At 64.2% G+C, this 22,963-nt stretch carries 26 protein-coding genes; 23 read left to right on the forward strand and 3 right to left on the reverse strand.

Annotation, left to right across the window (positions count from 1 at the left end):
• Positions 1–53 precede the first annotated feature (53 nt).
• The 6 genes from AC0L2M_RS23240 to AC0L2M_RS23265 all read left to right on the forward strand — a co-directional run bounded on the left by AC0L2M_RS23240 (position 54) and on the right by AC0L2M_RS23265 (position 3,019).
• Positions 54–344: a hypothetical protein gene (locus AC0L2M_RS23240; RefSeq protein WP_287229439.1), complete on the forward strand. Its 291-nt coding sequence runs from the start codon at positions 54–56 to the stop codon at positions 342–344.
• A gap of 255 nt (positions 345–599) precedes the next feature.
• On the forward strand, positions 600–893 hold the full coding sequence (locus AC0L2M_RS23245; RefSeq protein WP_473536009.1) for a hypothetical protein: 294 nt from the start codon (positions 600–602) through the stop codon (positions 891–893).
• A gap of 500 nt (positions 894–1,393) precedes the next feature.
• Positions 1,394–1,711 carry a hypothetical protein gene (locus AC0L2M_RS23250; RefSeq protein ID WP_023798607.1) on the forward strand — a complete coding sequence of 106 codons (318 nt, stop codon included), beginning with the start codon at positions 1,394–1,396 and terminating at the stop codon, positions 1,709–1,711.
• A 315-nt stretch (positions 1,712–2,026) separates the two neighbouring features.
• The gene (locus AC0L2M_RS23255) at positions 2,027–2,326 is read left to right on the forward strand and encodes a DUF1236 domain-containing protein (protein WP_473536010.1); all 300 of its coding nucleotides are present in this window, start codon (positions 2,027–2,029) and stop codon (positions 2,324–2,326) included.
• Between the two features lie 104 nt (positions 2,327–2,430).
• On the forward strand, positions 2,431–2,730 hold the full coding sequence (locus AC0L2M_RS23260) for a hypothetical protein (RefSeq protein WP_473536011.1): 300 nt from the start codon (positions 2,431–2,433) through the stop codon (positions 2,728–2,730).
• A gap of 37 nt (positions 2,731–2,767) precedes the next feature.
• Positions 2,768–3,019 (forward strand): DUF2934 domain-containing protein, encoded by a 252-nt coding sequence (locus tag AC0L2M_RS23265; protein WP_287363991.1) that lies wholly within the window; start codon positions 2,768–2,770, stop codon positions 3,017–3,019.
• 279 nt (positions 3,020–3,298) lie between these two features.
• On the opposite strand, the gene AC0L2M_RS23270 is transcribed toward AC0L2M_RS23265, so the two are convergent.
• A complete protein-coding gene (locus tag AC0L2M_RS23270) occupies positions 3,299–3,628 on the reverse strand; it encodes a hypothetical protein (protein ID WP_473536012.1) in 330 nt (109 codons plus the stop codon).
• A 277-nt stretch (positions 3,629–3,905) separates the two neighbouring features.
• Between AC0L2M_RS23270 and AC0L2M_RS23275 the strand changes: the two genes are divergently transcribed.
• The 9 genes from AC0L2M_RS23275 to AC0L2M_RS23315 all read left to right on the forward strand — a co-directional run bounded on the left by AC0L2M_RS23275 (position 3,906) and on the right by AC0L2M_RS23315 (position 12,294).
• Positions 3,906–4,631 (forward strand): GntR family transcriptional regulator, encoded by a 726-nt coding sequence (locus tag AC0L2M_RS23275; protein ID WP_287141220.1) that lies wholly within the window; start codon positions 3,906–3,908, stop codon positions 4,629–4,631.
• Between the two features lie 2 nt (positions 4,632–4,633).
• The gene (locus tag AC0L2M_RS23280; RefSeq protein ID WP_473536013.1) at positions 4,634–5,668 is read left to right on the forward strand and encodes an ADP-ribosylglycohydrolase family protein; all 1,035 of its coding nucleotides are present in this window, start codon (positions 4,634–4,636) and stop codon (positions 5,666–5,668) included.
• 38 nt (positions 5,669–5,706) lie between these two features.
• The gene (locus tag AC0L2M_RS23285) at positions 5,707–6,675 is read left to right on the forward strand and encodes a PfkB family carbohydrate kinase (RefSeq protein ID WP_287259989.1); all 969 of its coding nucleotides are present in this window, start codon (positions 5,707–5,709) and stop codon (positions 6,673–6,675) included.
• A gap of 55 nt (positions 6,676–6,730) precedes the next feature.
• Positions 6,731–7,786 (forward strand): ABC transporter substrate-binding protein, encoded by a 1,056-nt coding sequence (locus AC0L2M_RS23290; protein WP_473536015.1) that lies wholly within the window; start codon positions 6,731–6,733, stop codon positions 7,784–7,786.
• Positions 7,787–7,827: 41 nt separating this feature from the next.
• The gene (locus tag AC0L2M_RS23295; RefSeq protein ID WP_473536016.1) at positions 7,828–8,697 is read left to right on the forward strand and encodes an ABC transporter permease; all 870 of its coding nucleotides are present in this window, start codon (positions 7,828–7,830) and stop codon (positions 8,695–8,697) included.
• Complete coding sequence (locus tag AC0L2M_RS23300) at positions 8,697–9,485, forward strand: ABC transporter permease (RefSeq protein WP_473536018.1); 789 nt, start codon at positions 8,697–8,699, stop codon at positions 9,483–9,485. Before AC0L2M_RS23295 ends, AC0L2M_RS23300 begins: the two co-directional genes overlap by 1 nt.
• Positions 9,485–10,549, forward strand: a complete 1,065-nt coding sequence (locus AC0L2M_RS23305) for an ABC transporter ATP-binding protein (protein ID WP_473536020.1) — start codon at positions 9,485–9,487, stop codon at positions 10,547–10,549. Before AC0L2M_RS23300 ends, AC0L2M_RS23305 begins: the two co-directional genes overlap by 1 nt.
• A 66-nt stretch (positions 10,550–10,615) precedes the next feature.
• The gene (locus AC0L2M_RS23310) at positions 10,616–11,863 is read left to right on the forward strand and encodes an aconitase X (RefSeq protein WP_473536022.1); all 1,248 of its coding nucleotides are present in this window, start codon (positions 10,616–10,618) and stop codon (positions 11,861–11,863) included.
• Positions 11,860–12,294, forward strand: coding sequence for an aconitase X swivel domain-containing protein (locus tag AC0L2M_RS23315; RefSeq protein WP_023798619.1), 435 nt, complete (start codon positions 11,860–11,862; stop codon positions 12,292–12,294). The genes AC0L2M_RS23310 and AC0L2M_RS23315 overlap by 4 nt, the downstream gene beginning before the upstream one ends.
• Positions 12,295–12,511: 217 nt before the next feature.
• Here the strand turns inward: AC0L2M_RS23315 and AC0L2M_RS23320 are convergent, their stop codons facing one another.
• Positions 12,512–12,715 (reverse strand): SIP domain-containing protein, encoded by a 204-nt coding sequence (locus AC0L2M_RS23320; RefSeq protein ID WP_473536023.1) that lies wholly within the window; start codon positions 12,713–12,715, stop codon positions 12,512–12,514.
• A 95-nt stretch (positions 12,716–12,810) separates the two neighbouring features.
• Positions 12,811–13,842, reverse strand: coding sequence for a LacI family DNA-binding transcriptional regulator (locus tag AC0L2M_RS23325; RefSeq protein WP_128170201.1), 1,032 nt, complete (start codon positions 13,840–13,842; stop codon positions 12,811–12,813).
• A 369-nt stretch (positions 13,843–14,211) separates the two neighbouring features.
• On the opposite strand from AC0L2M_RS23325, the gene AC0L2M_RS23330 reads away from it, so the two are divergent.
• The 8 genes from AC0L2M_RS23330 (at position 14,212) to AC0L2M_RS23365 (ending at position 22,954) form a co-directional block, all read left to right on the forward strand.
• Entirely contained in the window at positions 14,212–15,825 is a 1,614-nt protein-coding gene (locus AC0L2M_RS23330) for an extracellular solute-binding protein (RefSeq protein ID WP_473536025.1), read from the forward strand.
• A gap of 78 nt (positions 15,826–15,903) precedes the next feature.
• The gene (locus tag AC0L2M_RS23335) at positions 15,904–16,764 is read left to right on the forward strand and encodes a carbohydrate ABC transporter permease (RefSeq protein ID WP_123152066.1); all 861 of its coding nucleotides are present in this window, start codon (positions 15,904–15,906) and stop codon (positions 16,762–16,764) included.
• The gene (locus tag AC0L2M_RS23340) at positions 16,761–17,720 is read left to right on the forward strand and encodes a carbohydrate ABC transporter permease (RefSeq protein WP_123152065.1); all 960 of its coding nucleotides are present in this window, start codon (positions 16,761–16,763) and stop codon (positions 17,718–17,720) included. Before AC0L2M_RS23335 ends, AC0L2M_RS23340 begins: the two co-directional genes overlap by 4 nt.
• Complete coding sequence (locus AC0L2M_RS23345; RefSeq protein ID WP_287259963.1) at positions 17,717–18,802, forward strand: ABC transporter ATP-binding protein; 1,086 nt, start codon at positions 17,717–17,719, stop codon at positions 18,800–18,802. Before AC0L2M_RS23340 ends, AC0L2M_RS23345 begins: the two co-directional genes overlap by 4 nt.
• A 4-nt stretch (positions 18,803–18,806) precedes the next feature.
• Positions 18,807–19,898: an ABC transporter ATP-binding protein gene (locus AC0L2M_RS23350; RefSeq protein ID WP_128170198.1), complete on the forward strand. Its 1,092-nt coding sequence runs from the start codon at positions 18,807–18,809 to the stop codon at positions 19,896–19,898.
• A 35-nt stretch (positions 19,899–19,933) separates the two neighbouring features.
• Positions 19,934–21,046, forward strand: a complete 1,113-nt coding sequence (locus AC0L2M_RS23355) for a Gfo/Idh/MocA family protein (RefSeq protein ID WP_287065544.1) — start codon at positions 19,934–19,936, stop codon at positions 21,044–21,046.
• Between the two features lie 26 nt (positions 21,047–21,072).
• The gene (locus tag AC0L2M_RS23360) at positions 21,073–21,987 is read left to right on the forward strand and encodes a sugar phosphate isomerase/epimerase family protein (protein ID WP_023798628.1); all 915 of its coding nucleotides are present in this window, start codon (positions 21,073–21,075) and stop codon (positions 21,985–21,987) included.
• Positions 21,988–22,012: 25 nt separating this feature from the next.
• Positions 22,013–22,954, forward strand: coding sequence for a sugar ABC transporter substrate-binding protein (locus AC0L2M_RS23365; RefSeq protein WP_287290803.1), 942 nt, complete (start codon positions 22,013–22,015; stop codon positions 22,952–22,954).
• Positions 22,955–22,963 lie beyond the last annotated feature (9 nt).

Here is a 22,963-nt window from a genome sequence, read left to right on the forward strand (position 1 = left end):
GCGGAACCACGGGCGAAGCTGCGCGTTAGGCACGACCTTTGCGAGGATGCAGCATGCCAGCTCGCTCAATCGTCCCGACAGCCGCAGCGATCCTGATCGCCGCCACAAGCATGGCTTACGGCCGGCCGGATGCGCGCACCATGACATGCGAACAGACGCAGCAGCTGATCCAGAGCCGGCGCGCCGTCGTCCTGTCCACCGGCCGCAACACCTATGATCGATATGTCCGCCAATACGGCAATGAGTGCGACTGGCCCGAAGCGCCCGTCACCTCCTACATCAGGACGCTTGAGGGTCAATGTCGGGTCCATCGATGCGAGGAACCGGTTCTCGGATTGCGATGATGCGCCATTAAAGTCCGGGATCAAACACCTAGGGGTCTGCGCCGCGTCGCTTCGCTCCTTGCTTCGCCCTAGGATGACGAAGGTGTAGTAGCGTATGGCTAATCGCCAGCGTTGGAGATTGGTGCTAGAAGCAGCCGACGCCTGATCCAAGGTCTCTTCCCGCGACCACCAAGGTGGGCCGATGCGCTAAAAGCCGAAGGTTGCGGAACCACGGGCGAAGGTGCGCGTTGGGCACGACCCTTGAGAGGATCTACCATGCCAGCTCGCCCAATCGTCTCGACAGCCGCAGGGATCCTGCTCGCCGCCACAAGCATGGCTTACGGCCGGCCGGATGCGCGCACCATGACATGCGACGAGGCGCAGCAGCTGATCCAGAGCCGGCGCGCGGTGGTGCTGACCACCGGCCGCAACACCTATGACCGCTATGTCCGCCGGTTCGGCAATGAATGCGACTGGCCCGAAGTGCCTGTCGCCGCCTATGTCAGGACGCTTGACGGTCAATGCCGGGTCCATCGATGCGAGGAACCGGTGTTCGATTTCCCGGACTAGTGGGGCTGACGACTTCGTCAGCGTTGCGGGATGAGTGCCGAGGCCGAAGCTGCTGATCTCCCCCCTTGAGGGGGAGATGGCCGGCAGGGCAGAGGGGGGCGCCGCGCGTCGAGCGCCAACCTCCACTGTCGCAAGAGAGAAGGCCGCGCCCAGTCGAACCGACCCCCTCTGCCCTGCCGGGCATCTCCCCCTCAAGGGGGGAGATCGCTCTAGAAGCCGAAGAACTGCCAGCCGATGAGATAGCCAAGTGCGACGACTGCCAGGGGAAACAAGGCTGGCGCCAGCCGGCTCAGGGCGGAGTTGCTTGCCGGCTCCCTTGGGGAACTTCTTTCGGCGTTTCCGAGGTTCTTGGTCATTCCGCTATAGTAGCAATCGCTGATTAACGATTCCCCAACATGCCGCGCCGGCGCGATTGAGCCGGGCGGCTTGCTGCAGGCGGGAACCAATCGCCGCCAACCGGCTTTGGCAAGGAGGCGATCGTTCGCGCGGAGGCGTTCGACATGAAACCTTTCGCATTCCTGCCAATCACGCTGCTCGGCGCACTGGCGTTGGCGGCGCCGGTTGCCGCCCAGACGGATGACGAGACACAAGACCAGGCGCCTGCCGACCACTGCCAGGCGCAGCCGCAGAACGGCCAGCAGCAGCCGCCCGTCAACAACGGTGACAGCAACAGCCTGACCGACACGCTTGACCCCTGCAACGGCGTGCTGCTGCCGCCGCCGACCGGCGATCAGGGCATGGCCGCACCGCCGCCAGACCAGGGCAGGACACCGGTGCTCAAGCCCGGCGAGGTCCCGGCGCAGCCGCCGAAACCATAGATTGGGAGCATTTGCCGGTCTCGCGCCTGACGGTGCCGGCGCCGGCAGGGATTTTTGCCGTAGGGCGGAACATTAGTTATCGCTAAATGTTCTTTTCGAAGCAGTCGATATCACCCCCCTCCGGTATCGCTGCTGATCGGGCAAAACCGATCGGCCCGCGCGCTTGGGCGACCAAGATCGCGGGCCACTGCCAGCCAACGCGGCGATCAATTAGTCGCCGCTCACGGAACAAGACGGTTTCGTCAAACGTTGGCTTTTGAGCTGAGTCGTCCCGACTGTGGACAGCAGAGCCCGCAAACCAGACAGGAGAAGACGATGAAAATCCACCTTGTTCCTGCCGCTGCCGGGCTGGTTCTGCTGGCCGGTGTCGGCGTCGCCACCGCAGACCAGGTGATTATCACGCCCGAGCAGCAGACGGTCGTCCGCGAATATGTGGAGAGGCACCCGCTGGCGTCGATCAGCCTCCTGGGCGTGGAACTCAACGTCGGTTCCACGTTGCCCGACACGGTTGAACTTCACGAGGTTCCCGACGTCGAATACAGATACGTAGTCGTCGACGATCGCACCGTGCTGGTCGATCCCGGCACCCGCAGGATCGTGCAGGTCATCGACTGACCTTCACCCGCCGCTCTCCCGGGAAGACGCGGGAAGAGCGGCGGCTCGCCGGCAGGCAGCCGGCTGTCGATCGTCTTCGTGGCGGGACGGAAGGAGCCATTTCCATGTTGCCGCATGTCGAATCACGCGATGTGGCCGCATCCGTCGACAAGCTGCTTGCCGAACGGGGCTCTGCCCTGTTGTCGATGAAGGCGTTGATTGCAGCCGTGCGTGAGCAAACCGGAACGGAGCGCTCGGACGCGGATCTGGCAGGGCTGATCACCAAAAAGGCGGCACTCCTCGGGGTCGCGGTCCTGTCCGATTTAGGCGGGCCAGACTCAGGCCGTCCAGACTCAGGCCGACCCGACTCTGGCCGACCCGATCTGGGCCGAAGCCACCAAGACGCCGGTCGAAAATTCAGCTAGAAGTTGTCGCTCACCGATTTGAGCCGAGGAGGCAACAGTGACGGACGACAGGCAGGAACGCATTCGCCGGCGGGCTCACGCGATCTGGGAGCAGGCCGGCCGGCCCGACGGCGCGCATCAGCAGCACTGGGACCAGGCCGCGGCCGAGATCGACGGTGGGGAAAGCGGAACCAAAGCCAAGACTGCTCGGCCAAAGGCGCCGGCTCGGCCGAAGGCGCCGGCTCGGCCGAAGGAGCCGGCGGCCGGCAAGGTGACCAGTTCAAAGACTGCCCGGCCGCGCAAGGGCTAGCCGCCATCTGATGTAGTGCTCTACGGCGCCCCCCTCTGTCCTGCCGGACATCTCCCCCACGAGGGGGGAGATTGGCAGCTTCGACGACGGCACTCTTCTTGCGACTTTTGTGATTGGCGAAATCAGTGATGACAGCCAATCTCCCCCAAGTGGGGGAGATGTCCGGCAGGACAGAGGGGGGCGCCTCGCTCTGCCATCAAAGGTTTCGCACATAACGCTTCGGCCGCGGGACGAAGCACTGTCCCGCGGCCGAAGCGCTGGTCCCGAAATCGATCTCGGCTACATGCCGCAGTGCCTGTCGTTGACGGTCGGTGAAACCGTGCCGGGAGCCGTGTGCGTGGCATCAGGCATCGCGCCCTGCGGGCTTGGCGGGCAGTTCCGATCGGCATTGGAATTCGTGCCGTCGGGGCCCGCAATGATGCTACCGGTAATCCCGGTATCGACAGCATCCGGCTCGGCCAGGTTCGGATCGGTCGGGGCCGGGTCGATGACGACGCTTCTGCCGCTGCCGGGAGCCATGCCAGCCTCTGTGTCGGCTGTGCTCTGGGCCATCGCAGAAGTGGCCAGACCAGCGGCGAGCACGGACGCCGCGAGTAACTTCGTAAGCATGGTTTGCCTCCATTTGTCTCCATTTTTTTGGTCGTCGCCGCATCGCGACTACAGAAAAAACCGCTCGGGGGTGGTGAAGGTTCCCGTAAAATTGCAGCCTGCGACGAACCGTCGTGATCAGCAGGGGCCGTCGTGATCGGGAGGGGCCGTCGTGATCAGCAGGGCAATCTTGCCCGGGATGCCGGGAACCCAAAGCGTGCCGGCCGCGAGCCGTTGACATGACTTGCCCTGTCGCGTTATTGAACAGGATTATACAGGTTTACTGAACAGGTATTCCATGGCGCGTCGCACGATCCTGTCGTCTCCCGGAACCGGCAAGCCGGAACGGATCGCCACCGTCCTCGAGCACGAGATCCGCTCCGGCGTGCTCGGCTTCGGCGACCGCCTGCAGAGCGAGAACGAGCTTGTCCAGCGCTTCTCCGTCAGCCGCAACACCATCCGCAAGGGTCTCGAGGAATTGTCGAGTCGCGGGCTGATCACCACCAAGGTCGGCATCGGCTCGTTCGTCACCTTCGACGGCATGCCGGTCGACGACGCCGTCGGCTGGTCGCGGGCATTGGCCAATGCCGGCGCCAATGCCGAGACGCGCACGCTCAGGCTCGAAGTCATGCAGGATGGCGAGCTCGCCGCCAGGCTGGGCGTCGAAAGCCCGTTCTTCATCGCCGTCGACCGGGTGCGCTCAAACGCCGATGACGGCCACGCCATCTCGATCGAGCGCAGCCGCCTGCCGCTGTCGCCCGAACTGGAGGACGTGCCGCTGCGCGGCCTGCGCGAGGGCTCGCTGCACCAGACGCTGCGCGCGGCGGGGCTTGTCCCCGATCACGGCGAGGAGTGGGTCGATATCGAGATGCTGAGCGCCGAGGACGCGGCCATTCTCGACTGCGCGCCGGGCGCGCCGTTCCTGCGCACACGGCGCCTGACGCGCGCCGCCGACGGCCGCGCCATCGAATATGTCACCAGCCTGCTCAATCCGGCGCATTTCGCGCTTCACCTGGAGTTCTGAGCATGGAGATGGCCGCGGCGATCGACCGGGCGATGGGTGCGCTTGTCGGCGGGGCGCTGGGCGATGCGCTCGGCATGCCGACGCAGCTTTTGTCGCCGGCCCGCATCGTGGAGCTCTACGGTCCTGTCGAGGGTTTCGTCGCGCCCGCCGCCGACCATCCGGTGTCGAAGGGCCTGGCTGCCGGCACCGTCACCGACGACACCGAACAGGCGCTGCTGCTCGGCCGCATCCTGGTCGCTTCAGGCGACGGCTTCGACCACACGCGCTGGGTCAAGGCGCTGCTCGACTGGGAGCGCGAGGTCAAGGCGCGCGGCAGCTACGATCTGCTCGGACCTTCGACCAAGCGCGCCATCGACGCCATCAATGATGGCGTGCCGGCCGAGGAGGCAGGGCGCAGCGGCGACACCAATGGCGCGGCGATGCGCATCGCGCCGGTCGGCATCATGATGCCGCCGGAGCCGCTCGACGCGCTGGTCGCCAAGGTTGCGGAAACCTGCCGGGCGACGCACAACACCTCGATCGCCATTGCCGCGGCGGCTGCCGTTGCCGCCGCTGTCAGCTGTGGCGTTGCCGGCGGCGATTGGCGCGCCGCCTCGGATCGCGCGGTCGTGGCGGCAAGGCAGGGCGCAGAACGCGGTCACTGGACCACCGGCGGCGATATCGCCGCGCGCATCGACTGGGCGAGGGGCCTGGTTCGCGGCAAGGCTGTCGCCGACGGCATCCGGCTGATCGTCGACCTGGTCGGCACCGGCGTCGCCAGCCAGGAATCGGTTCCGGCGGCCTTCGCGGTGCTGGAAATCGCCGGCGGCGATCCCTGGCGGGCGGCCGTCATCAGCGCCAATCTCGGCGGCGACACCGACACGATCGGCGCCATCGCCGCCGGCATGGCAGGCGCCTGCGCCGGCTTTTGCCGATTGCCAAGGGAATACATCGCCCGGCTCAAAGGGCTCGACATGGCGCAGGTGCGCGCGCTCGCCGCCGATCTGGTCGCGGTGCGGATGGCGAAACGCGGTTCGGGCAAGGATGCAGCGGCATGAGCGGAGCTCAGCCTGACATGAGCGGAGCTCAGCCTGACATGAGCCGGCGTCTCGTCCATATCGGCAGCGCGGTGGTCGACTATGTCTACCGCATCGACGCCTTGCCGGCGCCCGGCACCGAAAAGACCGCATCGAGCTTTGCCCAGGTCGCCGGCGGCGGCTTCAACATGATGGTTGCGGCCAGTCGCACCGGCATGAAGGTCGTCTTCGGCGGCCAGCTCGGCAGCGGACCGAATGGCGATTTCCTGCGTGCCGCTTTTGCCGCCGAGGGCATCGCAACGCTGACGCACCCATCGCCTTTGATGGACAGCGGCAATTGCGTCGCCATGATCAGCGGCGACGCCGAGCGCACCTTCGTGTCATGGCCTGGCGCCGAGAGCGTGCTCAGCCTCGGCATGATGGCGGCCGTCCGGGTTGCGCCTGATGATTGGGTGTTCGCCTCCGGCTATACGCTGAGCTATGTCGGGAGCCGCGACGCGCTGGCCGACTGGATCGAGGCGCTGCCGGCGGAAATTCCCTTCGTCTTCGATCCGACGCCTGTCATATCGGAGATTCCGCGCGCCATTCTCGACCGGGTGCTGGCGCGCACGAACTGGCTGAGCTGCAACACAACGGAAGCGGGCGAGATCGCCGGCCCCGGCGCTGTCGAGGCCATTGCCGCCCGGCTTCTTTCCAATCACTGCCCGACCGCCGAGGCGGTCATCATCCGCGCCGGGGCGGAAGGCTGCTTCGTGCGACTGGCTGATGGCACCGCGCAGGCCGTGCCCGGTTTCAAGGTCGCCGCCGTCGATACCAACGGCGCCGGCGACACCCATATCGGCGCCTTCGTCAGCGCGCTGTCGCGCGGCGTGCCGCCCTTCGAAGCGGCAAGTTACGCCAATGCGGCGGCGGCGCTCTCGGTCACCCGCCATGGCGGATCGTCGGCGCCGACCGACGAGGAGATCCAGACATTCCTCAGCCATGACGATCGATCCGTGCACGGCCGGAAGCAAAAGGCCCATTTATGACAGCCTAAATGACGCAACAAGCCCGCCAACCGGGCAAACAATGAGAGGAACGAACATGCGCATGCCCAAACTGACTGCTTTTCTGACGGCAACCGCCGTCTTCGCTTCCGCACTGGTCGCCAGCGCCGACGAAGTGCATGTGCTCAACTGGAAGGGCTACGGCGCCGACGAGCCCTGGGCCATCGCCGCTTTCGAGAAGGCGACCGGCAACAAGGTCGTCAACGATTTTTTCAATTCCGAACAGGAAATGCTGACCAAGCTGAGGACCAATCCCGGCCTCTACGACGTCGTCATGATCAACGCCGCCTTCAACGACCAGGCGATGGCGGAAAAGCTGATCCAGCCGATCGACGTCTCGAAAATCCCCAACTATGCCGACATCAGCGCGGACAAGGCAGGCTCGCCGATGCTCGCCCGCGATGGCAAGGTCTATGGCGTGCCATGGGTGTGGGGCTTGACCGCGCTCGCCATCAACGAGAAAGCCTTCGTGACGCCGCCGACCAGCATCGCCGAGATGTGGAACGAGGCGCATAAGGGCCGCGTCACCATCCGCGACGACGCGGTCGAGGCGGTCCAGTTCGGCTCCATCGCCACCGGCCAAAACATCAACGACATCAAGGATATGGAGGCGGTCAAGGCGAAGCTGGCCTCGCTGATGCCGCAGATCAAGACGTTCTGGAGCTCGGAAAACGACTGGAACCAGATGGTCGCCTCCAATCAGATCGACATCGGCACTTATTGGAGCGGCTCGGCCGACCGCGCCAAGACGCATTTCAAGCTGCCGGTCTCGCTGGTCATCCCCAGGGAAGGCGCCGTCGCCTGGCTCGACGCCTTCTCCATCCCGGTCGGTTCCAAAAACGTCGCCGGCGCCGAGGCCTTCATCAACTATATGATCGACCCGAAGTTCTACGTCGAATGGGTCACCAAGGTCGGCGCGCCGGTGTCGGCCAACGCCAAGGCGGTCGCCACCCTTCCCGAAGACGCCTTCAACCGCAAGGTGATGGGCGACCCCGACGTCGCCAAGCGCATCCAGTTCCAGGCGCCGATCAGCGACGCGCAGCGCGAGGCTTATCTGGCGCTGTGGCAGGAGCTGAAGGTCAATGTGAAGTAACGGGCGGGGTGAAAGTAACGGCAAGCTTTCGGGAGGAACATATGGCTGGACAGGTCGCAACCGGTTCGAGGAGCGGATTGCGATCGGCTTTGCCGCTGCTTGTGCCGGCCTATCTCTGGCTGACGGTGGCGATCTTCTTGCCGCTGTCGGCCATGGTGTTTTTCTCCTTCATGACCGAGCTGCCGCTGTCGGGAAAGGCGTGGTCGTTCACGCTGGACAATTATGCCACCTTCTTTGCGCAAGGCCTCTACCGGACGCTGCTGCTGGCCTCGCTCAGGCTCGGGCTCGAGGTGACGCTGTGGTGCGTCGTCATCGGCTATCCCGCGGCCTATGTGCTGGCCAAGGTGTTTAGGGGACGCAGCCGCGAGGCGATCTTCCTGCTCGTCATCCTGCCGTTCTGGTCGAACGGCCTGGTGCGCATCTTCTCCTGGGCGATGGTGCTGCGCGAGGGCGGCATTCTCGACACCGCACTCAACGCCGTGCTGCCGTTCAAGATCAACATCGACCTGATGTATTCCTATCCGGCCGTCATCATCGGCCTGGTCCACTCCTACGTGCCCTACATGGTGCTGACCTGTTACCTGACGCTGCAGGCCATCGACGATTCGCTGATCGAGGCAGGGCGCTCGCTCGGCGCCTCGCGGCTGCAAATGCTGAAACGGGTGATCATTCCGCTGTCGATGCCGGGGCCGGTCGCCGGTGCGGCGCTGATCTTCGTTCCCGTCGTCGGCTCCTTCATGGAACCGCGTATTCTCGGTGGCCGCACCGGCACTTTCTACGGCACGGTCATCGAGGACCAGTTCGTCGCCGTGTTCAACTGGCCGCTGGGTGCGGCGCTGTCCTTTATCCTGCTGGCCGTCGTGCTGGTCATCCTGGCATTGGCGTCGCCGGTGTTGAAGAGGGCCGCGTGATGGCGACGACGCGTATCCTGGAATGGTGTGGGCGCCTCTACATCTGGCTGCTGCTCGCCTTTCTCTACCTCCCGATAATCATCATGGCGCTGATGTCGTTCAACGTCTCGCCCTTCTACCAGTTGCCGCTCGAATGGACGACCGAGTGGTACGCGTCGTTGTGGCAGAACGACCAGCTGATCTCGGCCACCTGGAACAGCGTGGAGATCGCCATCATTACCACCATCATCTCCACGGTGCTCGGCTCGGCGGCATCGCTGGCGCTCTATCGCCATGAATTTCGCGGCAAGAAAGTCCTGCAAGCGCTGCTGTTTCCACCGATCGCCATTCCGTGGCTGATCACCGGCACGGCGATGCTGATCTTCTTCTTCGGCGTCGGCATCGGCCGTGGGCTGTTCGCGATCCTGCTCGGCCATGTGGCGCTGGCGCTGCCCTATGTCATCGTCGTCGTCTCAGCCCGGCTGCAGACCTTTGCGCCGGAGCTGGAACAGGCGGCGCGATCGCTCGGCGCCAACCAGTGGCAGGTGACTTCGCGGGTCACGCTGCCCTGGATCATGCCGGGCGTCATCGCCGGCGGGCTGTTCGCCTTCGCCGTGTCGTTCGACCAGTTCGTGGTCTCGTACTTCCTGTCGACGCCGGGCCAGACGACCTTGCCGGTCGAGATCTACGCCGCGATCCGCAAGGGTTTCACGCCGGAGATCAATGCCGTCTCGACGATCATCATCGTCGTCTCGATGGCGCTGATGCTGCTCACGGCAAAATTCTTCAAATTCGGCGGAGAGAAATAATGGCCGGCGTGCAGGTAGCGAATTTGTCGCGCAGTTTTGGCGCGCACAAGGCGCTGGACGATGTCTCGATCGATTTCGCCGACGGCGGTTTCTACGCGCTGCTCGGGCCGTCGGGCAGCGGCAAGACCACGCTCCTGCGCCAGATCGCCGGCTTCGATTTCCCCGACTCCGGCCGCATCGCCATCGGCGGCGAGAGCGTCGAGCGGGTGCCGGTCGAGAAGCGGCGCATCGGCATGGTGTTCCAGAACTATGCGCTGTTTCCCAATATGAGCGTCGCCGACAATGTCGCCTTCGGCCTGTCGGTGCGCGGGCAAGCCAAGGCAACGATAGCCAGCGAGGTGCAGCGCGCGCTCGACCTGGTGCAACTCGGCAAGCTCGGCGGCCGCCGCCCACACCAGCTGTCGGGCGGCCAGCGCCAGCGCGTCGCACTGGCCCGCGCCATCGTCACCAAGCCGCGCGTGCTTCTGCTCGACGAGCCGCTGGGGGCGCTCGACAAGGCGCTGCGCGTCGACATGCAGATCGAGCTGAAGCGCATCCAGCGCGAGATCGGCATCACCACCATCTTCGTCACCCACGACCAGGAAGAAGCGCTGACGATGAGCGACCGCATCGGCATCCTGCGTGACGGCAGGCTGGTGCAGGAGGGGCCGCCCGAGGAGATCTACGACAGGCCGAAGAGCGAGTTCGCCGCCACCTTCCTCGGCGACGCCAACATTTTTCGCGGCGAGAGCACCGGCGCCGGCATCCGGCTGCAGGACGGCACGGCGATTGCCGCCGGGGCAGGCGCGACGCTTGCCGCCGGCGCCAAGGCCAGCTGCGCGGTGCGGCCCGAACGCATCCGCATCGCCACCGATTCGGGGACGTCCGATCCGAACGCCAATATGCTCCGCGGCCAGGTATCCAAGCGCATCTTCGCCGGCAACAACAGCACCTATTTCGTCGATCGCGGCGGGCAAACGCTCAAGGTCATCGTGCAGAACACCGGCGTTGAAAGGTTGGCGGAGGGGCAAAAAGTGGTGCTGCGCTGGTCGCCGGAGAGCACGGTGCTGATCGCGGCAAACTGATCTTGCCAGGCGGGCCGCAATCAGTGAGAGCATGGTCGGGCATAGTGCGGGAAAGCGGAACACCCGATGACGCTTGAACTCAGCGCGGGCGACCAGTCGATGCTCGGCGGCGAGCACGGCCGGGCCGTGGCCGCAGCGATGAAGATACTGGTCGCCTTTTCCAACGCCGTCGGCGCGCGCAAATTGTTGGACATTGCCGGCGCGCATATCGACGGCTGCCTCTATCACGGCCAGGCCAGCCTCGATTTCGTCGAAAGGCTGGTCGAGGGCGGCGGCCGCGTCAGCGTGCCAACAACACTCAATGTCGGTTCCTTCGACCTCATCCATCCCGGGCTGGTGAAGATGCCGGCCGCGCAAGAGGTGCCGGCGCGGCGGCTGATGAAGGCGCATCTAAAACTCGGCTGCCAGGCGACCTTCACCTGCGCGCCCTATCAGACGCGGTTCCGGCCGGGCTTTGGCGAGCAGATCGCCTGGGGCGAGTCCAACGCCATCGTCTTTGCCAATTCGGTGATCGGTGCGCGGACCAACCGCTATGGCGATTTCATCGATCTGTGCTGCGCGATGACCGGGCGCGCGCCGGCCTGGGGACTGCATTTGACCGATAATCGGCGCGGCCAGATCCTGTTCGAGCTGACCGCTTCTTTCGAACCTGCCGATGCCCTGTTCGTCGGCGTCGGGCTGGTCATCGGGCAAGCGAGTGGCGACCGCATTCCTGTGATATCGGGCCTGCCGCAGCCGCGCGACGAGGATCAGCTGAAGGCGCTTGGCGCGGCGGCGGCAACGACGGGTGCGGTGGCGCTGTTTCATGCGGTCGGCATCACGCCGGAAGCAAGGACGCTCGACGAGGCATTTCGCGGCGTGGCGCCGGAGGCGACGATCCGGATCTGTCGCGCCGACATCGACCAGGCGCTGGCAAAACTGTCGAGCGTCCCCGACGGCGCGCCGCTTGCGGCCGTATCGCTCGGCACGCCGCATTTTTCGCACGAGGAGTGGAAGCGCCTGCTGGCGATGCTGCGCGAGGTGGTGCCGGGCAGGGGCATTCCGATCTACGTCAACACCGGGCGCGCCACTTTCAAGAGATTGCAGGACGAGGGCGAACTTGCCGGCATGGATGCGTTCGGCCTCATTCCGGTTACGGATACCTGCACCTATGTCACCTCGGTGCTCGAGCGTCTCGACGGAGTGGTGATGACCAATTCCGGCAAATGGGCGCATTATGCGCCCGGCAATATCGGCGTGTCGGTGGTCTTCGGCGACCTGGCAGACTGCGTTCGCTCGGCCGCTGCCGGCCGCGTCGTGCGAGGCGCGCGATGAGCCAACAGGACAGTCGAGCGCAGAACAGAGTTGGCACGTTCCAGCTTGCCGGCGAGGCGCAGGGATCGGCGCTGGTGCTGTCGCATGCGCTCAGCTTCTGGGGCGGCGTCGATGCCGAAACGGGCGACATCATCGACCGTTCGCACCCGGGCGGCAACGTCGCCGGCAAGATCCTGGTGATGGCATCCGGGCGGGGATCGTCGTCCTCGTCTTCGGTCCTGGCCGAGGCGATCCGCCGGGGCACGGCGCCGGCCGGCATCATCCTGCAGCGGCCCGATCCGATCCTGGCCGTCGGCGCCATCGTCGCCGAGTTCCTCTACGAAATCAGCATGCCGCTGGTCGTCTGCGACATATCGGGCATTGTCTCCGGCGACCGGATCGCGATCGGCCTCGGCGAGGATGACCGGGCGATCGTCAATATTGGGCAATGATCTAAAGTGAGTGATTGGGAATTGTCGCGTCGGGTCAGCGGCTAGCCCCTTCTCCCCGTTTTCCACGGGGAGAAGATGCCGGCAGGCAGATGAGGGGCAGCACCAGCGTCGGAATTTCTACTCAACGTTCGCGCTGCCCCTCACCCTTACCCTCTCCCCGTGAAGAACGGGGAGAGGGGGATCGCCTGCGTTGCATTCGCCATCAAAACAGTCTTTTTCAGCCGGCCATCAGTCCTGCCGTGCCACGTCGCCAGTAGGACGCCGCCAGCGTCTCGTCGCGGCCAAGCCCGAGCGTGCCGCGCCAGTGTTCGCGAACGATCCTGGCGGCAGCTGCTTCCGCCGCGAACCAGCCGAACGCCGAGCCGGTCGGCCATGCGGAGGCGATCCCGGTCGTCGTCGTCCCGAAGACAACAGTCCGCACGCATTGAGCTCAAGATTACCTTGATCGCCGCAGCGCCACAGCCTGCACCTGCTGGCGCTGCCTCTCTTTCCCGGGTAATCCCGGGACCCTTCCGTTCAGATCTCCGGGATGCTTTCCCTGAAGATCACCTGCAGCCTCGGCTGGTGCAACTCGTAGGGCAGGCCCCTGATCGCGTGGGTCAAGGTGTTGAGCGCTTCGCGGGCCTCGACGCGCGGGTTCTGGTCGATCACTGCATCGAGCGTGCCGTCGAGCAAAAGCTCCTTGGTGCCTTCGGTCACTTCATGGCCGAGAAACACGGTCGACAGCGCCCGCCCTCGCTCCTTGAGCGCGCGGGCGATGCCGGTGTTGCCGGCGCCGACATTGTAGATCGCGGCCAGGTCCGGATGCCGGTCCAGCAGGGCGGAGGCCTCCGCATAGGCCTTTTCCCGGTCGTCGAGCATCTCGCGCATCTCGACGATCTGCAGATTGGGCGATTCTTCCGTCAATATGTGGCGGAACCCCATCTCGCGTTCCTCATGGCCGCGATAGGAGAGCGAGCCGGCGAACAGCGCGACCTTGCCCGGACGACCGGCGCCCATGAAGCGGTTGAGCAGATAGCCGGCGAGCCGGCCGGCGGCGCGGTTGTCGATGCCGATATAGGCGACCCTCGGCACGTGCAGGATGTCGGACGCTATCGTGACGACCTTGACGCCGCTGGCCGACAGCGAACGGATCGCCTCGCGGACCGTCGGGTGATCGAGCGCGATGACGCCGACGCCCTGCGTCTGGCCGCGCAATTCCTGCAGCAGGCGGGCAAGCCGGTCGGGATTGAAGCCTTCGATCGTGGCGACGCGAACATCGAGGTCTGGCCGCGATTGCGCCTGCGCCTCGATGTGCCGGTGCAGCATCTTGATGAAGGAATTGGTGCCGGCGGGCAGGGCGAAGTCGAGCCGTATCACATCACCGGACAGCGCGTGGCGCGTGGTCGGGCTGTTCGAATTCTCAGCGATGTAGCCCAGCCGCTGCGCCGTTTCCAGCACGACCTCGCGGGTGCGCGCCCTGACCCCGGCGCGGTTGTTGAGCACACGATCGACCGTCGCGGCTGAAACGCCGGCTTCCCGGGCTATGTCTGTCAGGGTGGACCGCACAGTCGATCACCTCACTGCTTGCGCGCTACGCGCATCAAAATCGCGCGCTCAATGGTTCGAATGCCGGACGACGGCTTCATGCCATCCGCGATTCTGATGGGAAATGATGTATCCGGCCTGAGCCGATGCGCAAGCCGGCGCGCTACACCAAATCGTCGAGCCGGGCCGAAAAGGATCGGCGCGGCGCTCGGTCCCTCAAATTCAAGCACTAGGTGCCGTTGGCTGACCTCGCTGGACTGCATCCTCTCCCCTCAATTGCCATGTTATGATGTATTTTGATTATTTATGATGTTGACAGCCTTCCCATACTGCCGTCAATATCCATCATGAGGGCCGTGGAGGAACAAGGCCCTCGAGGGAGGACTTCCAATGTCTGATATGATCCGCATGTCGCGGCGCCGTCTGCTGGCGTCCGGTGGAAAGGCGGCCGTGCTTGTTGCCGCCGCAGGTATCGCACCGAAATTCATCCGCCCCAGCCGCGCCTATGCGGCCGATCCGCTGGCGCCGGGCATGATCGGCGGCCCGACCGGCTTCGACGGCTCGGAGCGCTATCAGTATGGTCCCGACACGCCGGAAGGCCGCGCCATCGAGGCGGCCAAAGCGATGAAGGGGGCCGGCAAGGCGCCGGCCAAGATCGTGCTTGGCCTGTCCGACGGCTCGATCGGCCAGCTGACGCAGCCATTTCCCGCCGGCGCGCCCTCGATCAAGGATCTGTGGGAGAAAGAAACCGGCATTCCGCTCGAGATCGTCGGCGTGCCGAACGGCCAGGAATTCACCAAGACGATGCAGGACATCTCCACCAAGGGTGGGGCCTATGACATCTACGCGGTGGAATGGAACCGTCTCGGCGATCTCGCCGAAACCGGCGGGATCCTGAAGCTCGACGACTTCGTCGCCCAGTACAAGCCGGAATGGGACGACCCCGAGCGCGGCTATGTCGACGGCGCCAAGGGCGTCTCGCTGCTCAACCAGTATCGCGGCTCGACCTATGGCGTGTCGCTGGACGGCGATTTCCAGACTTGGGTCTATCGCACCGATCTGTTCGGCGACGCGGCCGAGAAGAAAGCCTTCTCCGACAAGCATGGCTATGAACTGGCGCCGCCGAAGACCTGGAAGCAGCATGACGAGATCGCCGCCTTCTTCCATCGGCCGGACAAGGGTCTGTTCGGTTCGACCGATCTGCGCAACCAGGGCTGGGGCTACACCAACTGGTATCAGCGTTATGTTTCAATGGCTTCGCCCAATCAGTTCCTGTTCGACGATACCGGCAAGCCGCTGATCAATTCGCAGCAAGGCATTGCTGCTACCAACGAGTACATCGCCTCGCTTGTCCATCATTCGCCGGATGCGATCTCTTGGGGCTGGCCTGAGCAGTATGGCAATTTCGCCAAGGGCGGCGGCGCCATGACCTGCGCCTTCTCCAACCTGCCAAAATTCCTCGACAATGCCGGCAACAAGGATTCAGCTGTCACCGGCAAGATCGGCTCGATGCTGCCGCCAGGCCGCGAGATCGACGGCAAGCTGATCAGCCGCTCGGTGCTGTGGCTCAATCTGTCGGCCTCGGTCTCGTCGCAGGCCAAGAATCCGGAGGCCTGCTACCTGTTCCTGCAGTGGCTCGGTTCGAGCCGCATCTATGCCTGGATGACCGCCAATCCGGGCGGCTATTTCGATCCGTTCCGGTTGTCGGATTTCTCCGACCCGCTGGTCCGCCAGACCTATCACGCCTACCACATGGATGTGGTGCGCGAGACGGTCGCCCGCACCGTGCCGACCATCAACTATCCCGGCGCCACCGCCTTCCACAATGCGCTGGACGAGAACCTCGTTGCCGCGCTGACCAAGGCCAAGACCGCCGAGCAGGCGATGGTCGACACCGAGGCCGAATGGAAGAAGATCGCCCGCCGCACCGGCGAGGAGAAGCTTCTCGAAGCCATCAAGACCAACAAGGAGGCCTGGCCCACCGTTCTCGATCCGATCAGCTGATCCTCCTCCCAGCATACGAATGGAGGGGAGGAGTTTGCTCTTCCCCTCCGCAAACGATGGTACCAGCAAAGCTGCAAAATGAAGCGTTCCGTTCCTTTCGAAATATTCCGCTATGCAGCGATCCTTGCTGCTATGGCGGTGACGCTGGTGCCGATCCTGTGGATGGTCTCGATGGCCTTCAAGCCGATCGCCGAATGGTCGGCGACCGGCGCCGACCTAACCTGGTGGCCGAAGAACCCGACGCTCAGCAATTTCCGCTTCGTCTTCGGTGAATCGACCAACAACCTGATCGTCGCGCTCGACCGTACCGCCCTAAAACCGATCCTGTCATCGCTGCTGTCGGCAGTGTTCGGAACGGCGATCGCCATGTCGGCGGGCACCGCGGCGGCCTACGGGCTGTCGCGCTTCGGCTCGGGCCAGAACCTGCCGCTGGCGCTGATCCAGCTCCGCCTGTTTCCGCCGATGGCGGTGATGACCCCGGTGATGATCATGTGGGCCTTTCTCAACTTTACCGACAGCTGGTGGGGGCTGTCGCTGATCTACGGCATCGTCACGCTGCCCTTTGCGTTCTGGCTGATGAAGACGTTCTTCGACGACATGCCGCGCGAGATCGAGGAAGCGGCGCTGGTCGAGGGCTGCTCGCGATTGCGCGTCTTCACCCGCATCACGCTGCCGATGATGCGCGCGCCGCTGGCCAGTGCCGCGCTGTTCGTCTTCATCCTCAACTGGTCGGACTATCTGATCGCGTTGCTTTTGACGACACGCGAATGGGTGACGGTGCCGGTCTACATGGCCTCGCTGTCGTCTTCGATGACCGGCCAGCTCTACGGTGCCAAGGCGGCACTCGGCCTGATCGCGGCGGTGCCGCCTGTCATCATGGGCATCGCGATCCAGCGCCATCTGGTGCGCGGGCTGACCTTCGGGGCGCTCAAGCAATGAGCGCGGTCACTGCCACGATTCCGGAGGACGTGATGAAAACCGTCCAGGCAAAGCCGACCCTTCGGGACGAAGGGGTAAAGCTCGGTTTCCGGCTGACACTGCCGGCGCAGATCCTGGTGCTGTTCATCGCGGTGTTTCCGCTGTTGATGCAGCTCTATATCAGCCTGACCGACTGGTCGCCGCTGTCCGGCCTCGGCTGGTGGAGCGCCTGGTCGCTGTGGAACAACTTCGCCAACTACACCGACCTTGCCGCCGACGCGCGCTTCTGGAGCGCGCTCAAGAGAACGGCCATCGTCATGATCGTCTGCGTGCCGGCGGAATTCCTGCTCGGCTTGGCACTCGCCACGCTGTTTGCCGACGAGTTCCCGGGCAAGCGGATCTTCTATTCGATCCTGCTGATGCCGATGATGGTGGTGCCGGCGGTGGCCGGCTACATGTTCTTCATGCTGTTCCAGTCAGGCGGACCGGTCAACGACATCCTATCGGCGCTATCAGGCTTTCCCGTCACCATCGCCTGGCTGTCGGACCCGACGCTGGCGCTCATCGCCGTCATGCTCGCCGACATCTGGCAATGGACGCCGCTGATGTTCCTCATCCTGCTTGCCGGCCTGGTCGGCGTGCCCGAGGACCAGATCAAAGCGGCGACGCTGCTTGGCGCCAATCCCTGGCAGCGCTTCGTCACCATCGTGCTGCCGAAGATGAAGACGATCATCATCATCGCACTGGCAATCAGGGTCATCGAGAACTTCAAGATCTTCGACACGCTCTACATCATGACGGGCGGCGGTCCCGGCGTCGCCACCGAGACCATTTCCGTCTACATCTACAAGCTCACCACCCAGGACCTGATCTGGGGCTATGTCGCGGCGATCGCGCTGGCCATCCTGATCGTGCTGTCCATCGCCGCGGTGTTTGCCATGAAGCGCATGGCCCGGGCGCGGGAGGTGCCGGCATGAGCGCGATCCATCTGCAGAACCTGGTCAAGAAGTTCGGCGACTTTACCGCCTTGAAGACGATGGATCTTGCCATCGCCGACGGCGAGTTCATGGCGCTGCTTGGGCCGTCGGGCTGCGGCAAGTCGACGACGATGAACATGATCGCCGGCATGGAAGAGCCGACCAGCGGCAAGATCGTGTTCGGCGAGCGCGACATGGCCGGCGTGCCGATGGGGCGGCGCGGCGTCGGCTTCGTCTTCCAGAACTATGCGATCTTCACCCATATGAGCGTGCGGCAGAACCTCGCCTACGGCCCAAAAATGCGCGGCGCGCCGAGGGCAGAGATCGACCGCCGCGTGGGCGCGATCGCCGAGATGCTGCAACTGACTCCGCTGCTCGACCGCAAGGCCGACAGGCTGTCGGTCAACATATTGCAGCGCGTGGCGATCGGCCGTTCGGCGATCATGGAGCCGGCGATTTTCCTGCTGGACGAGCCGCTGTCCAATGTCGACGCCGCCTTCCGGGCTGTCATGCGGACCGAATTGAAACAGCTGCAGCGTCAGTTCCGGCAGACCATGGTCTATGTCACCCACGACCAGCTCGAAGCGATGACCATGGCTGATCGCATCGCGGTGATGGACCATGGCGTGCTGCAGCAGGTCGGCACGCCGCTCGAGGTCTACAACGATCCGGCCAATGTCTTTGTCGCCCGCTTCATCGGTGCGCCGGGCATGAACCTGCTCGAGGGCAGGCCGGCGGAAAGCGACCGTGGCCTGGTCATCGATCTCGGGCCGATCGGTGTCACGCCGCCGCTGCCGGACAATCTCGCCCCGGCGGTGAGGGCCGCGCGCGAAGATGTGCTCTACGGCTTTCGGCCTGAGCAGGTGATTCTCTCAGACCGCGGCCTGTCGATGCCGGTAACGTTCGTCGAGCGCATCGGCGCGCGCACCATCGTCCATTTCGGCCAGGGCGAGAGCACGGTGAAGGCGGTGTTCGACAATGACGTCGGGCTGGCGATCGGGCAGACAGCGGTTGTCGCGCCGGCCCAGGCGTCCGTGCGTGTGTTCGACGCCGCCACCGGCCTTGCCATGAAGGCGGGCTGAGACCATGGCCGATATCGTCTTCCGCAATGTGACGAAACGCTATGGCGACACGCTCGCCGTCGACGACGCCTCGTTCACTGTCAACGACAATGAGTTCTTCTGCTTCTTCGGCCCGCCGCTATCGGGCAAGTCGACGGTGCTGCGTCTGGTGCTCGGGCTGGAGACGCCGGACGCCGGCGAAATCCTGATCGGCGGCAGGCTGGTCAACACGGTGTCGCCGGCCGAACGCAATGTCGCCATGGTGTTCCAGAACCTGGCGCTGTTTCCGCATATGAGCGCGCGCGACAATGTCCGCTTTCCCCTGGTCGAACGCCGGCTCGCCGAGGCCGAAATCGAAAAGCGTGTCGCAGACGTCGCGGCCAAGCTGCATATCGGCCACATCCTGCATAAGCCGCCGGCGCAGCTTTCGGGCGGCGAGCGGCAGCGCGTGGCGATCGCTCGGGCGCTGGTGCGCGACCCCAATGCCTATCTGATGGACGATCCGATCTCGGCGCTCGACGCCAGGCTTCGCGAGGAGACTCGCGTCGAGCTGAAGCGCATCCAGCGCGAGCTCGGCAAGACGCTGATTTATGTCACGCACGACCAAGAAGAGGCGATGTCTGTCGCCGACCGCATCGCCATTCTGGAAAACGGCAGGATCAGGCAGACCGGCGCGCCGGCCGAGATCTATGATCGGCCGGCCAGCACCTATGTCGCGCGGCTGCTCGGTTCGCCGATGATGAACATCTTGAAGTCGGTGCGCGGCGCGGAAGGCATGGAGGCGGCCGAAGGCACGATCCGCATCGCGGACAAGGCCGCGCCGGCCGATGCCGTCGAGATTGGGCTCAGGCCGGAAGACATCAAGGTCCGGCCCTGGCAGGATGGGGAAATATCGGATGATGGAATGTCGGTTGGGCGCGCGGGCCGCCCGGCGCGAGTGTTCGAGGTCGAGCCGCTCGGCGGCTACACCGTGGTGACACTCGCCGCCGGGCAGGCGCGTCTGCGGGCACTGCTGCGCGGCCAGCCCGATATCAGGCCGGACGCGATGGTGGCGATATCCTGCGAGCCGGGCAGGGTGCATTATTTTGGGCAAAGCGGGGCAGCGCTGGCGCGATGACAGCGGTTCTAAGAAACGAGCTTCGGGAGGATCAGATGGCTGGCGAAGGAATAGCGGGCAAGGACTTCGAGCCGGACGTTAAAGTCCGCACCAGGGAATACAGGATCGGCTGCGTCGGCGCCGGCATGATCATGGCCGAATGTCACCTTGCGGCCTACCAGGAAGCTGGTTTTCCCGTGGTGTCAATCGCCTCCAGGACCAAGGCCAGCGCCGAGAAGGTCGCCAGGCGCTGGGAGATACCGACCGTCCACGACACGCCGGAACAATTGATCGAGGACAAAAATGTCGAGATCATCGACCTTGCGTTTCCGCCGGACCAGCAGCCGGCACTGATCCGCCATGCGCTGAAGCAGCAGCATATCAAGGCGATCCTGGCGCAAAAGCCGCTGGCGCTGTCGCTCAATGAAGCGGTCAAACTGCGTGACGAGGCGGCCAGGGCCGGCAAGATCCTCTCGGTCAACCAGAACATGCGCTACGACCAGTCGATGCGGGTGCTGAAGCAGATCATCGACAGCGGCGCGCTCGGCGATATCGTCTTCGCGCAGATCGACATGCATGCGATCCCGCACTGGCAGACATTTCTCGAGGACTATGACCGGCTGACGCTCGCCAACATGAGCGTCCATCATCTCGACGTGCTGCGTTTCCTGTTCGGCGATCCCGACGAGATCACCACGCTGACCCGCAAGGATCCGCGCACGCGTTTCGACCATTCCGACGGCATCACCGTCTCGACGATGCGATTTCCGTCCGGCGTGCTCGCCGTATCGCTGGAGGATGTCTGGTCCGGCCCGCGCCAGGACGGCTACAGGGACGACCAGCACATCAACTGGCGCGTCGACGGCACCAAGGGCGTCGCCAAGGGCACGATCGGCTGGCCGACGGGTTCGCCCTCAACGCTGACCTATGCCTCGACCGAGACCACCGGCGGCGAATGGGTGACACCCAGCTGGGAGACGATGTGGTTCCCGCATGCCTTCATCGGCGTGATGGAGCAACTCCAGCATGCGGTCAAGACGGGTGAGCCGCCGGCACTTTCCGTCGCCGACAACACCAAGACCATGGCGCTGATCGAAGCCGGCTATCGCTCGATCGACGAGCGCCGCACGGTCAAGCTGTCCGAAATCTCGATAAACCCAATCAACTGAATCGCTTACAGGGAGGATTTCATATCATGATGCAGGCAGGTATCTTCACGGGCTATTTCCCGTACGGCCTTAAGGAAACCGCGCAGAAGATCCGCGCGCTCGATTTCAACACGGTGCAGCTCGACCTGCATTTCAGGGATATCGACCTGTCGGTCGGGCAGATCACCAAGGAAAAGGCCAGGACAGTTCGCGACACGTTTCGCGACCATAACCTGCCGGTGTGCTGCGTGTCGGGCTACACCAACATCATTCATCCGGACATGGGCGAGCGCGAGAGGCGCGTCGGCTATCTCAAGGAGATCATCCGCAATGCGCGCGAATTCGGCACGCCTTACGTGATCTCGGAAACCGGCACCTACAACACCGAATCCGACTGGGTGCACCATCCCAAGAACAAGACCGAGGAAGGTTTTGAGGAATGCCGCAAGGTCATCGCCGACCTTGCCCAGACCGCCTACGACCACGGCGCGGTGTTCCTGCTCGAAACCTATGTCAACAATGTCGTCGGCTCGGTCGAGGAGACGGTGAAGATGTTCGCGCAGGTCGACCATCCCGGCCTCGGCCTGTTGATGGATCCGACCAACTATTTCGAGACCCATAACATCGACAGGATGGACCAGATCCTGAACCAGGTATTCGACACCCTGACCGACAAGATCAAAATAGCCCACGCCAAGGACGTCAAGCGCTCGGGCGGCGACAAGTCGGAGAAGCACGCCGATATCGGCGACGAGGACGCGCTGGAAAGCCACACTTTTCGCGGTGTCGGCGAGATCGAGCTGCCGGCGCCCGGCCTCGGTTCGCTGAACTACGACCTCTATCTCAAGCGTTTGGCCGAAAAGCACCCGAACATCCCGGTCATCATCGAGCACCTTTCGGAGGACGACGTGCCGCGCGCCAAGAAATTCCTCGACGAGAAATTCCGCGCCAACGGACTGTGACGGCCACAAAAAAGGGAGGAAGAGAATGTTGAGATTCGTATCGAAAATCGCGGCTGCGGCGATCGTGTTCGCCGGTGTTGCACTGGCTGCACCGGCGCTGGCGCAGGATGCTCAGAAGACGTTCTACCTGCTGTCGCATGGCGGCCCGTCGGACGCCTTCTGGATCGACTGGAATGCAGGCGCGACCAAGGCCTGCGACCAGCTCAAGGTGACCTGCAAGATCTCGTTCAGCGGCGGCGACATGGCGGCGCAGAAGGAGGCCTTCAACTCCGCACTTGCCGCCAAGCCGGACGGCATCGCCACCACCTCGGCGCAGCCCGGCCTATGGAACGAGGAGGTCAAGGCAGCCAAGGCGGCTGGCGTCCCGATCGTGTTCTTCAACACCGACGATCCAGCGACCGGCCGGCAGGCCTATGTCGGCGCCGACCTCAGGCAAGCCGGCGTCATCTGGGCGAAATATCTGGTCGACCACAAGATGGTGAAGCAAGGCGACAAGGTGTTCCTGCCGGTGGAAGTGCCGGGCGCCAGCTATCAGCAGCTCGAGACCGAAGGCATCGCCAGCGTCTTCGATCCGCTCGGCATCAAATACGACGTGGTCGATTGCGGCACCGATCCGGCCGGCATCATCGCCAAGATGACCGACTACATGGTCGCCAACAATCCGCCGGCGATCATCGCGCTCGGCGATTCCGTGGCGGCCAGCATCAAGCGGGTGTTTGACGGCGCCGGCGTGCCGGCCGGCACGATCCCGGTCGTAGGTTGGGGCAATTCCCGGGAGACCGCCGAAGCCGTCAAGGCCGGCTTCGTCAACGCGGCCGCCTGGCAGTTTCCGTCGGCGCAGGGCTTCATGCCGGTGGCGCTGCTCGGGCTTGCCGCCGCGGGCGAACCGATCGGCTACGATATCCACACTTTCAGCCTCTACGACGCATCGAGCGTCGAACCGATCCTGAAACTCTACGACAAGTGATTGAAACTG

The sequence above is a fragment of the Mesorhizobium sp. WSM4806 genome (assembly GCF_055811635.1).